A 12,662-nucleotide genomic window follows, 5' to 3' on the forward strand; every position below is an offset into this window, starting at 1 on the left:
CCCTTGCCGCTGCTGCGGTAAGGGGCTTTTTGGGGTTTGTCAGAAAGTATATCGTGGAAGCAGCTCTCAACCTCGGTAAACGCGCCAGTCCTTAAAGGGACGGCGAAGCCGTTTATCCTTGTGAGGCGCCGACCGGTAATCCTGAATGCAAAACCGGAATTTGTCTACCCTATAAGCGTAAAATGTCCCCTGCCTTTACGGATGCCGGGTGTATATACTTAAGCTGTACTCAAGAAGAAGGGGGTTTTCACAATGAATAAAAAAATCGCAGCAAGTCTCGCTTCCATAGTCGCATTGTCTACACTCGCAGCCGCATGCGGCACTCCGGCCGATACCGGAACGAAAACCGGCGGGGATGCCACACAAGCGCCGGCGCAAAAAGTGAAACTGACGGTATGGCATAACTATTCCGGAGACGATCTCCGCGCGAAAGCCGTTCGCGGTCAGATCGACAAGTTCAAGGCGGCGCATCCGGAAGTCGAGCTCGATGCCCAGGCGATTCCTCCCGACGGGTACCGCCAGCGGCTGAAGACGGTCGCTGCGGCGAACGAAATGCCGGACGTTTTCTTTACCAACTCCGGTTCGATGATCAAGGAATTTTACGACGGCGGCTTGATTCAGTCGATTATGCCGCTGCTGAATAAACAGACCGAATGGAAAAACAATTTTACCCCGGGCGCGTTCGATCCGCTTTCGTTCAACAACGAAGTGTACGCAGTGCCGGTAAACGCCTCCGTAACGTCTCTGTTCTTCTATAACAAAACGCTGTTCGAGCAAAATGGCGTTAAGGTGCCGAAAACGTGGGACGAGCTGCTCGCGGCGGTCAAAACATTCAAGGATAAAGGTATTACGCCGATCTCGCTCGGCAACAAGGCCGCATGGCTTGCGCAATCCAGCATCCTCAGCTCGCTGGCTAACCGGGTAACGGGCACCGACTGGTTCCTCAAGGCGGTCAAACAGGATGGCGCCAAATTCACCGATCCGGAATTCGTGCAGGCGCTTGGCCTCATGAAGGGCTTGGCCGATGCAGGCGCGTTCCAGCAAGGCTTTAACAGCCTGGACAACACGCAGATGGAGCAGTACTTTATCTCCGGCAAGGCCGCGATGATGATCGACGGCGCTTGGGCGCTCACGAATATGGCGGCGACCGGCACGAAGGAGCAGCTCGATCAGATCGACGTAACGGTGCTTCCTTCGGTTCCAGGCGGCAAAGGCGACCCGAACACGATCTCCGGCGGTGCGGGAGGCGGCTTCGCCGTCAGCAAAAAGCCGACCGGCAAGCAACTGGATGCCGCGCTTGAGCTGATCTATACGATCAGCGGTCCGGACGGCATGAAAGCTGTAGCCGAGGCTAACCAGATCGTCAACTACAAAATGGATGTCGACCAATCGAAAGTGACTTCCTTGTTCTACAAAGCGTACAATTTGACCAAAAGCGTAACGTTTACGCCGGTGTACGACGCATATCTCAGCTCGCAAGGCGCGGAAGCGATCAACAACGGATTGCAAGAGCTGCTTATGGGCGGCAAACCGGAGGACATCGCGAAGAAGCTGCAGGACGCGCAAGCGAAATCGATAGGCAAGTAAGGAAACGCCGTCTTCGGCCGCAGAACCGGCTCGAAAGGAAACGGATGGTCGGAATCGGCTTTACCTCAGCCGGTTCCGAACGGCGTAAACGGCGCGCGTCAAGTCAGCCATTAAAGGAGGCCAAGCCATGACCACAGCGAACCGGGCAAGACGTTTTATCATTGTGGGTCTGCTTCCCGCCCTGGCGCTTTATTTGATCTTCGTAGTCGTGCCGATTTTTTGGTCGGCGTTTTACGGCTTTTTCGATTGGAAAGGCATCGGGGCGATGAAGTTCGTCGGTTTCGACAACTACATCGAAACTGTGAAGGACCCCGTCTTCTGGCGGGCGTTCAAAAACAATCTGATCATCGTGGCCGCTTCGATATTCGGTCAGGTGCCGATTGCGCTCGTACTGTCGCTAGTGCTGTGGAAAACCTCCTTCTTTCACCGGTTCGTCCGCTCGGCGGTTTTCATGCCGATGGTGCTCGCCTCGGTCGTTATCGGCATTATCTGGGGTTATATTTATAACCCGCAGATCGGGATGCTGAATTATATACTCGAGCATATCGGACTCAGCTCGTGGATTCGCGACTGGCTCGGGGATCCGAAGGTGAACATGTATTCCGTCAGCGTGCCGATCATCTGGGCGAACATCGGTCCGTACCTCATATTGTTCGTCGCCGCGATCCAAAATATTTCTTCCGAAGTGGAGGATGCGGCCAAAATCGACGGCGCCGTCGGCTTCCGCAGGCTGTATCTGATCGTCGTTCCAATGATCTGGGACACGATCAAGGTCGCGATCGTCCTGTGTATTTCGGGCAGCATGAAGGCGTTCGATCTCATTTACGTCATGACGGGCGGCGGTCCGGCACAATCGACCGAGCTGATGGCTACTTATATGTACAATAATACGTTTAATGTTTTTCGCTACGGGTACGGTTCCTCCGTTTCGACGACGATTATGATTATCAGCTTGCTGCTCGTCGCAGGCAGCCAACTGCTCATGAAACGGAAATCCTAAGTAGCGGGAGATGAAAGGGAGGCATGATGGGTATGCTAAAGACCGCAAATCCGGCAGCGGCCGCGAAAGGCCCGCAGCCGCTGGCAGTCGCGTTCCGGACGGGCAAGGCATGGGCAGGCAACATGCTGCTGGCCATCTATGCGCTGCTTACGCTTTATCCGCTTATATGGCTTTTCATTAGCTCGTTCAAGTCGAATCAGGATTTTTACGGCAAGCCTTTCTCGCTGCCTTCCGAATGGCAGGTCGAAAACTTTACGAAGGCGTGGAAAGTAGCCGGCATCGGCACTGCGCTGACCAATTCGGTTATCGTAACCGCCGCGGCGATGGTGTTGACGCTGTTTCTGGGCACGCTGGCCGCCTACGTGCTGGCGAGGCTCCAGTTCAAGCTGAAGGGGCCGATTATGGCGCTGTTCGTGCTCGGCATGCTGATTCCGATTCACAGCACGCTCGTTCCGCTCTTTATTATGATGAAAAAAATGGGGATTCTCGACTCTCATTTGGCGCTGATTTTGCCTTATACTGCGTTCGAGCTGCCTGTCGCCATCTTCGTAGTCGTCGCCTACTTGACCTCGGTGCCGAAGGAAGTCGAAGAGGCGGCGATGATCGACGGCAACGGTTATTGGGGAATCTTTTTCAGGATTATATTCCCGCTCGCCGTACCGGCAATGGCTACGGTCGCCATTCTTGCGTTTTTGCGATTTTGGAACGATTTCGCATTTGCCCTCGTATTCATTAACAAGCAAGCGCTCAAAACGCTGCCGCTCAGCCTTTCGATTTTTTCCGACGGGTTCGGGACCGATTACAGTTTGACGATGGCGGCAATGGCCATAGCCGTCATCCCGACGATTATCATTTATCTGATCTTCCAGGAGCAAATTATGAAGGGTATGGTTGCCGGAGCGGTGAAAGGTTAATAGAAGGAAAAACGATCGGTGAAACGCCTCAAGCCATCCTCTTCATGCAAGCCCGGGGCTGCAAAGCTTTTAAACGCGAGGAAACGCAAAACATCATAAAAACGAGCAGAACCGCCGGCATGGCGAACTGCTCGTTTTTTTGTCTAAAGGCAATGCCCGCTCCGCGTAAAGGCGGATTCGGGAGCATGCAGGGCGGGAGCTTACTCCCGCTTTTTTCTTTTTTTGGCCGGGCGCTCGTGAACGGTGTAACGGGTTTGCTGCGGCACCGGATAGGTGACGGCTGGATTCGCTCCGCCCTCCGCTTCGGGATCCGGGGCTTGTCCAGTCGAATAAATTTCATAAATTTCGTTGATGATGTTTTTGATAATTGTAATTTCGCGCGGGTTTTTGTATTGCAGCAGCTGCATGATATCGATCAGATTGCTGTCGAGCGCGGCTTCCTTCGATTGAAAGGCAAACAGCTCGTGCAGGCTGATTCCGAGCGCCTGAGCGATTTTGGCGAGATTGAGCAGCGAAATGTTTTTCTCACCGCGTTCGACCTGGCCGATATAAGAAAAATGAAAGCCGCCTATTTCTCCCAGCTTCTCTTGCGAGTATCCGTTCTGTTTGCGAATGTCCCGAATACGTTCTCCTACGGCTTGCAAAATGTTTATTTCCACACGCCAACACCTCTCATTCCAGTGTAGCATTCCACTTTATGATAAACATCTAATCGAAAATATCATTATTGGCTCATTGATCCCAAAATAATATTTGTCGGTATTATTATGTTCGTCCGTGGTCAGGCGAAGCCGCCATTCGTCACAATTCTACAAAAAATTACAATTTTCGCGCTGCGGAGTGCAGGATTTTTTGGGGCCGCACAGAACTAATACTGTCGTTAAAAATATAAGCCTATACGCGAAGCCAGCGGATGTAGGAAGGGGATCGTTATGCAAATAAGGGTACTGGCGTTGCTGCTGTTATGCGTTGCTTTCATCGGCGGCTGCGGCGCGCAGGAAACGATTGAGGAGAAGAAAACGGTCAAAATCGGCATCATGCTCTCGGATGTCGGTCTCGGCGACCAGTCTTTCAGCGATGCGGCGTTTCAGGGCTTGATCAAAGCAAGGGACGAGCTGGACATCCAGTTCGATTACCGGGAAATATCCGAAACGGGCGATTACGAGAAAGGGATCGCCGACCTTGTGAAGCAAGGGAACAATTTTGTGGTCGGTCTCGGCTTCATGGTCCAGGAAAGTCTCGAGAAGGTAGCGAAGCAATACCCGGATCAGCAGTTCGTCCTGATTGATAGCGTTTCGGAGGCGGCGAACATCGTTTCCTTGACATTCAAGGAGGAGGAAGGCAGCTTCCTGATCGGCGCGCTTGCGGGTCTCAAGACGAAAAGCAACAAGCTCGGCTTTATCGGCGGCATGGACGTTCCGCTCATCCACAAATTCGGCGCCGGCTTTAAGCAGGGAGCCGAAGCCGTAAATCCGAAAGCGCAGGTAGCGGTAGAATATGCGGAAGACTTCGGGAGCGTCGAGAAGGGCGCGTCCATCGCCCGAAAAATGATCCAAAGCGGGGTCGACGCCGTCTATCCGGCAGCCGGCCTGACGGGAGTCGGCGCGCTCAAGGAAGCGGAGACGAACGGCAAGCTGGCGTTCGGAGTGGACAGCGACCAGTTTTTTGCAGCCGAGAAGGCGGTCGTCAGCTCGATGCTGAAGCATATCGACAAAGCGATTTATTTGATTTGCGAATCGATGGTGAAGGACGGGAAGCTGTCGGACAAGCATATCGAGCTCGGCTTGAAGGAGAACGGCGTCGGTCTTGCCGAGGTGCGGATATTGACTTTAAGCGATAAAGAGAAGGAACAGCTCGACAAGCTTACGAACGATATTGTCTCGGGAACGATCAAGGTTAACGTCAAGTAATCCTTCGAAGGAAATATGGTACGGATGGGGTGCCCACTTGAATCTGAATGTCAAGCTATTGCTTAACGCGCTGCTCCCGCTTGTCCTTGCGGTAGCGGTCGTCGTTTATATGAACCTCGAAATCAGACAAATACAAGACGCGGGGGCGGAAGACGTTAAGCTGCTGCTGGAAGTGGAGCAGCTTAACGGGGGACTCGTCGCGGCCCAGCTTGCGCTTAGCAGCTATTCCGGCAATATGAGCGGCGCGAACGCTTACGATGCGGTAGAGAAGGTGAAGAAGGTCGGCGAAAAAATCTCAGCGCTGCGGAATAAGCTGACGCTCGCCGAGCATGCCGGCATATTGGAGCGCATGGAAGGCAAGTACAAGGAGCTGTTCGAGACGTTCGAAAAGTCGTCGAAAGCCGGCGATGCCACGGAAATCAAACGGCAGTCGATTCGCACGCTCGGCATCGTCAACGATTCGTACCTGCTTAAAAACACGGTCGAGAAGTATTACGATCAAGGTTTGGTGAAGACGACCCGGGTATCGAACATTACGTTTGCCGTAAGCGCCGGGCTGCTTATTGTCACAAGCCTGCTGTCTTGGTATATGATACGCCGGATCATCCGTCCGATCAGACGGCTGAACGCCGCGGCGCTGACGATCGCAGGGGGAGATTTGACGGTCGATATCGAGCCGTCCCGTTCGGGCGACGAAATCGGGCAGTTGACGGAGTCGTTCCGCAAGGTGGCAAGCAGTTTGCGGTCATTGATCGAGCAAATCGTCATAACCTCCGAAAGACTGGCCGCTTCTGCCGCGGAGTTGTCCTCGCGGACGGATGAGACGAGCAGGGCGAGCAGGCAAATCGCCGAAACGATCCAGGAGGTCGCTGTCGGCGCCGAGAGTCAGACGTTACGCGTCGAAGAAAGCGCACATGCCATCGAAGCGATGACGGACAGCGTACGTAATATTACCCGGGATGCGGGGAAAGTGGCGGAGTTCGCTTCGGACGCTTCCGGCAAAGCGGCCGAAGGCAATGAAACGATTGCGGCTGCGACGGGGCAGATGGAAGCGATCCGGCAAACCGCGCAAAATCTCGAGCGCGTCGTGGCAAGACTAGGCGAACGTTCCGAGCAAATCGGCACTATCGTGTCCGTTATTACCGACATGAGCAATCAGACGCGAATCTTGTCCTTGAACGCCGGTATCGAAGCGGCCAGGGCCGGCGAGCACGGCAAAGGCTTTGCCGTCGTGGCGACGGAAATCCGGAAGCTGGCGGGAGATTCGGCCGATTCGACTTCGCAAATCGCGGAATTGGTCGAAGCGATACGCGGGGAGCTCGGGCTGGCGCTGAAATCGATGGGCGACGTTACGCGCGAGGTGGCTTCAGGAATCGCCGCGGTTCAACAGGCGGGCGGTTCGTTTGCTCATATCCGGGAAGCGGTGTTGCAAGTCGCCAAGAAGATGGAAGAGTCGGCCGCCGACATCGGTACGCTGGTGTCCGGGACGGAGCAAGTCGAGCAATCCGTTCGCATCATCGCCGGTATTGCCGAGCAATCGGCATCCGGAACGCAGCAAGTATCCGCCGCCGCCGAAGAGCAGCTTGCTTCTATGGAGGATATGCTTGCGGCCGCAAGCCTTTTGACGGAAACGGCCGAGCAGCTTCGCAGGCAGGTTAACCATTTTAAACGTTAATTGAATTCCTAAATCGTTGATCCGCCCCGATCGCCTCGAGTCCGCAGGCGATCGGGGCGGATTTTTTAATTGTCAGAAAGCATTCCTCCGCTGATTGTTCCAATTCCCGGTAAACGCGCTCGTCCTTTAAAGGACGGCGAAGCCGTTTATCCTTGTTTATTCTCGCGGCAAACGCCAGTTTTGCAGACTCCGGTAAGCGTTTANTTTATTCTCGCGGCAAACGCCAGTTTTGCAGACTCCGGTAAGCGTTTATTTTAACTATTTTTTCTGTTGACGGTGCGGAAACTATCCTCTAAAGTAGACGGAATAAGCCTGAAACACAGGCAGCGCGGAAGGCGCTTTCGGGAAAGGAGAGAGAGCTTGGCATGCCCCGCAAAATTCCGCTTCGACAATACGTTCAACTGCTGTCCGGTTATTTAAGGCCCCAATGGAAAAGCATAACGGCCCTTACGGCGCTGCTGCTCTTTACGATCGCCCTGCAATTGATCAATCCGCAAATTATCCGCTATTTTATCGATACCGCGCAATCCGAGGCGCAGCCCCGGGCTTTATTGTACGCGGCCATTTTGTTTATCGGCGTGTCGCTCGTTCACCAGGGGATTACGGTATGGGCGACCTACATAAGCGAGAACGTCGGCTGGGTCGCGACGAATAAGCTTCGCGGCGACGTGGCCGCTCATTGCTTACGTCTCGACATGTCGTTTCATAAGTCGCATACGTCCGGAACGCTGATCGAACGGGTGGACGGCGATATCAATGCGCTGGCGAATTTTTTTTCGAGCTTCGTCATTACGCTGATGGCCAATCTTTTGCTTGTTTTCGGCATCCTTGCGCTGTTGTTCATCGAGGGCTGGCAGATCGGTCTCGGCATGTTATTTTTCGTCGTGGCGGCCATATGGTCCATTCAATATATTCGCAAATACGCTTCGCCTTACTGGGGCAAAATGCGTCAGATGAGCGCCGAGTTTTACGGCTTTCTGGGCGAGCATTTGGAAGGAACCGAGGATACCCGCGCCAATGGAGCGACGGGCTTCGTCATGCACCGCTTTTATGAGCTGCTGCGCAAATGGCTGCCGATTCGCGTCCGCGCGTTTTTCGGGTTCGCCACGATGTGGATTACGACGATTATCGTGTTTGCGATCGGCAACGCCGTCGCTTTCGCCATCTGCGCGTACCTTTGGAACAAAGGGGCGATGACGATCGGCACGGTATACATGATCTTTTATTACACCGAGCTGATGGCGAAGCCGATCGAGAGAATCCGCACGCAAATCGAAGATTTGCAAAAGGCGGACGCCAGCATCGTGCGGATCCAAGAGCTGCTCGCTACGAAATCGGCGATCCCGGAAGGAACGGGAGCCGCGTTGCCGCACGGACCGCTTTCGGTTCGCTTCGACCGGGTGACGTTCGGCTACGAGGATACTGCGACGACGCTGGGCGGCATCGATTTCGAGCTGGGGAAAAGCCGCTCGCTCGGCGTTCTTGGGCGGACGGGAAGCGGCAAAACGACGCTTGCCCGGCTGCTTCTCCGCTTCTACGATCCGCGAGCCGGAGGCATCTACTTGGGGGGCGTCGATATTCGCAATCCTTACGTTCGCGACGTGAGACAGCGCGTCGGAATGGTAACGCAGCAGATCGAAATTTTTCAAGGCACCGTGCGGGATAATCTGACGTTTTTCGACGATACGATTGCGGATGACCGAATCGTCGGGGTGTTGGAGGAACTTGGGCTTGGAGGATGGTACCGTTCCTTGCCGAACGGGCTAGACGAGATGCTGGAATCGAGCGGCGGCGGGTTATCCGCCGGCGAAGCGCAGCTGCTTGCTTTTGCGCGCGTGTTTCTTTCCGATCCCGGCCTTGTCATCCTTGACGAAGCTTCGTCCCGTCTCGATCCGGTGACGGAACAGAAAATCGAGGCTGCGGTCAGCAAGCTGCTTCATAACCGCACCTGCATCATTATCGCCCACCGGCTCGCTACGATTCAGCGGGTTGACGATATTCTCGTGCTGGAGCAAGGGCGCATCGTCGAGCACGGAGACCGTCAAACGCTCGCCCGCGACAGCGGCAGCCGGTTCAGCCGCATGATGGCGACAGGCATGGAAGAGGTGTTGGCATGAGTACGGTTACGTTTTTTTGGCGCTTGTTCCGCTATCGGCCGGTTTTGTATTTGTGCAATGCTCTGGCATGGGCGCTCATCACTTTGGCGCCGATTGCGCCGGGGTGGATTACGAAGCAGTTTTTCGACACGCTCACCGGCAATACGGCTTACGACTTAAGCGTGACAGCGATTATTGCGCTCTTGATCGCCGCGGCGGTCGGGCGTTCGATATTGATTATTATCGGTTTTGTCACCGATGTGCAATTCCGGTTTCGGATCGGCGGTATTCTTAGGCACAACATGCTGAAGCATGTGCTGAAGAGGCCGGGCGCAAGGGCGATCCCATACTCGCCGGGCGAAGCCATCAGCAGCTTCCGCGACGACGTGGAGCAGGTGGAGGAGGCGACAAGCTGGTCGGTGGATGCGATGGGGATGATCGTATTTGCGATCGTCTCGTTTTTCATCTTGGTCAATATCAATGCCCAACTGACGATCTGGGTGTTTATGCCGCTTGTGGTGGTAGTCACGCTCGCCCAGCTGTCGACCGCGCGTCTGCAAAAATACCGTGCGGCAAGCCGGGAAGCGACGAGCCAAGTGACCGGCGCGATCAGCGAAATGTTCGGCAACGTACAGGCGATTCAGGTCGCCGGGGCCGAGGAGCGGGTAATCGGGCGCTTCAAGCAGCTGAACGAGCGCAGAAGGCATTCGATCGTCAAAGATAAGCTGTATACGCAGCTGCTTGATTCGGTATTTGCCAATACGGTCAACTTCGGCACCGGGCTTATTTTGCTGCTCGCGGCGCAGTCGATGCAGGACGGCAGCTTTACCGTCGGGGATTTTGCGCTATTCGTATATTACTTGACGTTCGTGACTCAATTCATTCAGAACTTCGGCAAATTCATCGCTCTCTTCAAGCAAAGCGAAGTATCCAAAAACCGCATGGTCGATCTGCTGCAGGGTGCGCCCGCAGACCGGCTGACCGAAGCGAACCCGCTTTATTTGCGGGGCAAACTGCCTGAGCCGGAGCAGCCCGTCATGCTTGAAACGGATCGGCTGGATCTCTTGGAGGCGACGAGCTTGACCTACCGCTACCCGGGAACCGGGCGCGGCATAGAGGGAGTGAATCTGCGCATCCCGCGCCATTCGTTTACGGTCGTAACCGGCCGAATCGGCTCGGGCAAAACGACGCTCGTGCGCGCGCTGCTGGGCTTGCTGCCCAAGGATAGCGGCAGCATTCGCTGGAATGGCGAAGCTGTGGGCGATCCGGGCGACTTTTTCGTCCCGCCGCGCAGTGCGTATACCCCGCAGGTGCCGAGATTGTACAGCGACACGCTGCGCCGCAATATTCAGCTCGGGCTCGCGGACGACGAGACGGCGCTGAAATCGGCCGTTCACGCGGCGGTGCTTGAGAGCGATCTCGCGAACCTGCCGGAAGGCTACGAGACGGTGATCGGTCCGCGCGGCGTGAAGCTGTCCGGCGGCCAAGCGCAGCGCACGGCGGCCGCGCGCATGTTTATCCGCGGCTCCGAGCTGCTCGTGTTCGACGATCTGTCGAGCGCGCTCGACGTCGAAACCGAACGGCAGTTGTGGGAGCGGCTTTTCGCCGCCCGGAAGGCTACATGCCTCGTCGTATCGCACCGCAAGGCGGCGCTGTCGCAGGCCGATCACATCATCGTGCTCAAGAACGGCCGCATCGAAGCCGAGGGTACGCTGACGGAGCTGCTTGATTCAAGCGATGAAATGCGCCGGTTGTGGAACCGTTCCGAGGATTGAAGATGAGCCTAGTACCTTGACCGCGTTTGATCTAAGGGTTTCTGCTCACACATGTCATGAAAGTGCCGTCCACAAAGCGATGGTTTTTATGAGGCACAATAGCACCCGAGCCTTGAGGTTTGACAGCCGACATGTGACCGAGCACCGCGCGCCGGGAGTCGTGCGCGGTACGGAAACCTTGCAATTGATGCGGTCAAGGTACTGGAAGTCGGCGGGGCCTTGCGTTTGAGAGGATAGCCAATGGGGGAAATTACAATGTCACGAGACGTAACCGGTGCTAAAATGGAATAAACGCCATGCATGTATTTCAACTGCTAATGCTGCGACAGGAGGACGTTTATGACGAAAACCGCCGATAAGCTCCCGAAGGGAGTTCTGCATCCGTTGACCGGCGAACGGAAGTTTTCGCTGGCAAGATACCAGCCCTCCGGCGATACGGGTTATTTCGTTCAGCATTACTGGATCGTCAGGTGGGATTTGCGCGGTCAGGAGCCGTATCCGCAAACGCTGATCGCCTATCCCAACGTCAACATGATCGTCGAGCCCGACAACACCCGAATATACGGCGTCGCTCGAAAAACATCGGCCCATCTTCTGCTTGAGCAGGGCTGGGTCGTCGGCGTCAAGTTCAAGCCCGGCGGGTTTTACCCGTTCCTGCAGAAGCCGGTGTCTACGATTACCGGCGGTTCCTTAGGCTTCGAGGAGCTGTTCGGCGTGAGGAGCGGCCCTTTCGAGGACGAGGTGCTGCAGCAGCCGGATGACGAACGAATGGTGAAGCGGGTAGAAACGTTTTTGGACGAGCGTCTGCCGGAGCGGGACCCGAACGTGGAGCTGGTCAGCGGCATGGTGAAGGCCATTCAGGACGATCGGACCGTCGTGAAGGTGGAGGATGCGGTTCGCTTGACCGGCATGAATAAACGTACGATGCAGCGGTTATTCGACCGTTATGTCGGCGTTAGCCCGAAGTCGGTCATTCAGCGCTGGCGGCTCCATGACGCAGCGGAGCGGATCGACCGCGGCGAGGTTCGCGACTGGCTGGATTTGTCCGTCGAGCTGGGCTACTACGATCACTCTCATTTTATTCGAGATTTCAGGTCGATCGTGGGGCTATCGCCGGAGGAGTATCGGCAGAAAAGATAATCCTCATTGGCTGACGATGCCGTGCCGGCGGTAGAGGGGCTATCCGGAATAGCCGATAGCCCGTATAGGCCGTATAGCCCGTATAGCCCGTATAGCCCGTACAGCCCGTTTAACGACTGTTCGCACCGCGAAAGTTAATCGTCTGCCGAAACTACGACAGCTACAAGTAGGGTAGGTGGCCTAACTGGAAAACATACAGCTATTTTCGCTTATAAGGCGTGAAAAGGGTATTTAGCGGGAAAACCTGCAGCTAATTTTGGACGATTCCACGTATTTGGGTATTTTCGGAAATATTAACAGTAGGTTTTCCATTAAGATCGAAAAATCAACGCAAAATCCCGAAAATAGCTGTAGTTTTTCCATCAACTCTTATACTGTAGATTTTAAGGATGTAAGGCATTTGATCGTGCAACGGATCGTGATCGTCATAATGAGGAAAATGTTACTATTCGTGAGGCAAACTTCACTATTTCACATTGAAAACTCGTATTTGGCGAGATAATGAGGCAAACGCAACTCCCTCTGTTCGTAGCGGTTTTCTCACGAATGCTCGCTCATTCGCAGG

General features: G+C 54.9%; 9 protein-coding genes. 8 read left to right on the forward strand and 1 reads right to left on the reverse strand.

What is annotated here, in order from left to right; all coding sequences use genetic code 11:
- The first annotated feature begins 252 nt into the window (after positions 1-252).
- The 3 genes from DQG23_RS35940 (at position 253) to DQG23_RS35950 (ending at position 3,501) form a co-directional block, all read left to right on the forward strand.
- The gene (locus DQG23_RS35940) at positions 253-1,587 is read left to right on the forward strand and encodes an extracellular solute-binding protein (RefSeq protein WP_113035872.1); all 1,335 of its coding nucleotides are present in this window, start codon (positions 253-255) and stop codon (positions 1,585-1,587) included.
- 127 nt (positions 1,588-1,714) lie between these two features.
- Positions 1,715-2,587 carry a carbohydrate ABC transporter permease gene (locus DQG23_RS35945; protein ID WP_113035873.1) on the forward strand — a complete coding sequence of 291 codons (873 nt, stop codon included), beginning with the start codon at positions 1,715-1,717 and terminating at the stop codon, positions 2,585-2,587.
- Positions 2,588-2,709: 122 nt separating this feature from the next.
- Positions 2,710-3,501, forward strand: coding sequence for a carbohydrate ABC transporter permease (locus DQG23_RS35950; RefSeq protein ID WP_420330271.1), 792 nt, complete (start codon positions 2,710-2,712; stop codon positions 3,499-3,501).
- Positions 3,502-3,701: 200 nt separating this feature from the next.
- Here the strand turns inward: DQG23_RS35950 and DQG23_RS35955 are convergent, their stop codons facing one another.
- The gene (locus tag DQG23_RS35955; RefSeq protein ID WP_337589427.1) at positions 3,702-4,160 is read right to left on the reverse strand and encodes a helix-turn-helix domain-containing protein; all 459 of its coding nucleotides are present in this window, start codon (positions 4,158-4,160) and stop codon (positions 3,702-3,704) included.
- A 273-nt stretch (positions 4,161-4,433) separates the two neighbouring features.
- Here DQG23_RS35955 and DQG23_RS35960 point away from each other — a divergent pair, with 273 nt between their 5' ends.
- The 5 genes from DQG23_RS35960 (at position 4,434) to DQG23_RS35980 (ending at position 12,097) form a co-directional block, all read left to right on the forward strand.
- On the forward strand, positions 4,434-5,411 hold the full coding sequence (locus DQG23_RS35960; RefSeq protein WP_113035876.1) for a BMP family lipoprotein: 978 nt from the start codon (positions 4,434-4,436) through the stop codon (positions 5,409-5,411).
- A 37-nt stretch (positions 5,412-5,448) separates the two neighbouring features.
- Complete coding sequence (locus DQG23_RS35965) at positions 5,449-7,086, forward strand: methyl-accepting chemotaxis protein (protein WP_113035877.1); 1,638 nt, start codon at positions 5,449-5,451, stop codon at positions 7,084-7,086.
- A 365-nt stretch (positions 7,087-7,451) separates the two neighbouring features.
- Positions 7,452-9,203, forward strand: coding sequence for an ABC transporter ATP-binding protein (locus tag DQG23_RS35970; RefSeq protein ID WP_113035878.1), 1,752 nt, complete (start codon positions 7,452-7,454; stop codon positions 9,201-9,203).
- Positions 9,200-10,957, forward strand: coding sequence for an ABC transporter ATP-binding protein (locus DQG23_RS35975; RefSeq protein ID WP_113035879.1), 1,758 nt, complete (start codon positions 9,200-9,202; stop codon positions 10,955-10,957). The genes DQG23_RS35970 and DQG23_RS35975 overlap by 4 nt, the downstream gene beginning before the upstream one ends.
- A gap of 339 nt (positions 10,958-11,296) precedes the next feature.
- Positions 11,297-12,097: a helix-turn-helix domain-containing protein gene (locus DQG23_RS35980; protein ID WP_113035880.1), complete on the forward strand. Its 801-nt coding sequence runs from the start codon at positions 11,297-11,299 to the stop codon at positions 12,095-12,097.
- Positions 12,098-12,662 lie beyond the last annotated feature (565 nt).

Source organism: Paenibacillus contaminans, from assembly GCF_003285015.1.
In the GTDB taxonomy this organism is placed as follows: Bacteria; Bacillota; Bacilli; order Paenibacillales; family NBRC-103111; genus Paenibacillus_V; species Paenibacillus_V contaminans.

Excerpts from the sequence above, each read along its gene's own strand:
- DQG23_RS35940 (WP_113035872.1), top strand. The coding sequence starts at position 253 with ATGAATAAAAAAATCGCAGCAAGTCTCGCTTCCATAGTCGCATTGTCT.
- DQG23_RS35945 (WP_113035873.1), top strand. The coding sequence starts at position 1,715 with ATGACCACAGCGAACCGGGCAAGACGTTTTATCATTGTGGGTCTGCTT.
- DQG23_RS35950 (WP_420330271.1), top strand. The coding sequence starts at position 2,710 with ATGCTGCTGGCCATCTATGCGCTGCTTACGCTTTATCCGCTTATATGG.
- DQG23_RS35960 (WP_113035876.1), top strand. The coding sequence starts at position 4,434 with ATGCAAATAAGGGTACTGGCGTTGCTGCTGTTATGCGTTGCTTTCATC.
- DQG23_RS35970 (WP_113035878.1), top strand. The coding sequence starts at position 7,452 with ATGCCCCGCAAAATTCCGCTTCGACAATACGTTCAACTGCTGTCCGGT.
- DQG23_RS35975 (WP_113035879.1), top strand. The coding sequence starts at position 9,200 with ATGAGTACGGTTACGTTTTTTTGGCGCTTGTTCCGCTATCGGCCGGTT.
- DQG23_RS35980 (WP_113035880.1), top strand. The coding sequence starts at position 11,297 with ATGACGAAAACCGCCGATAAGCTCCCGAAGGGAGTTCTGCATCCGTTG.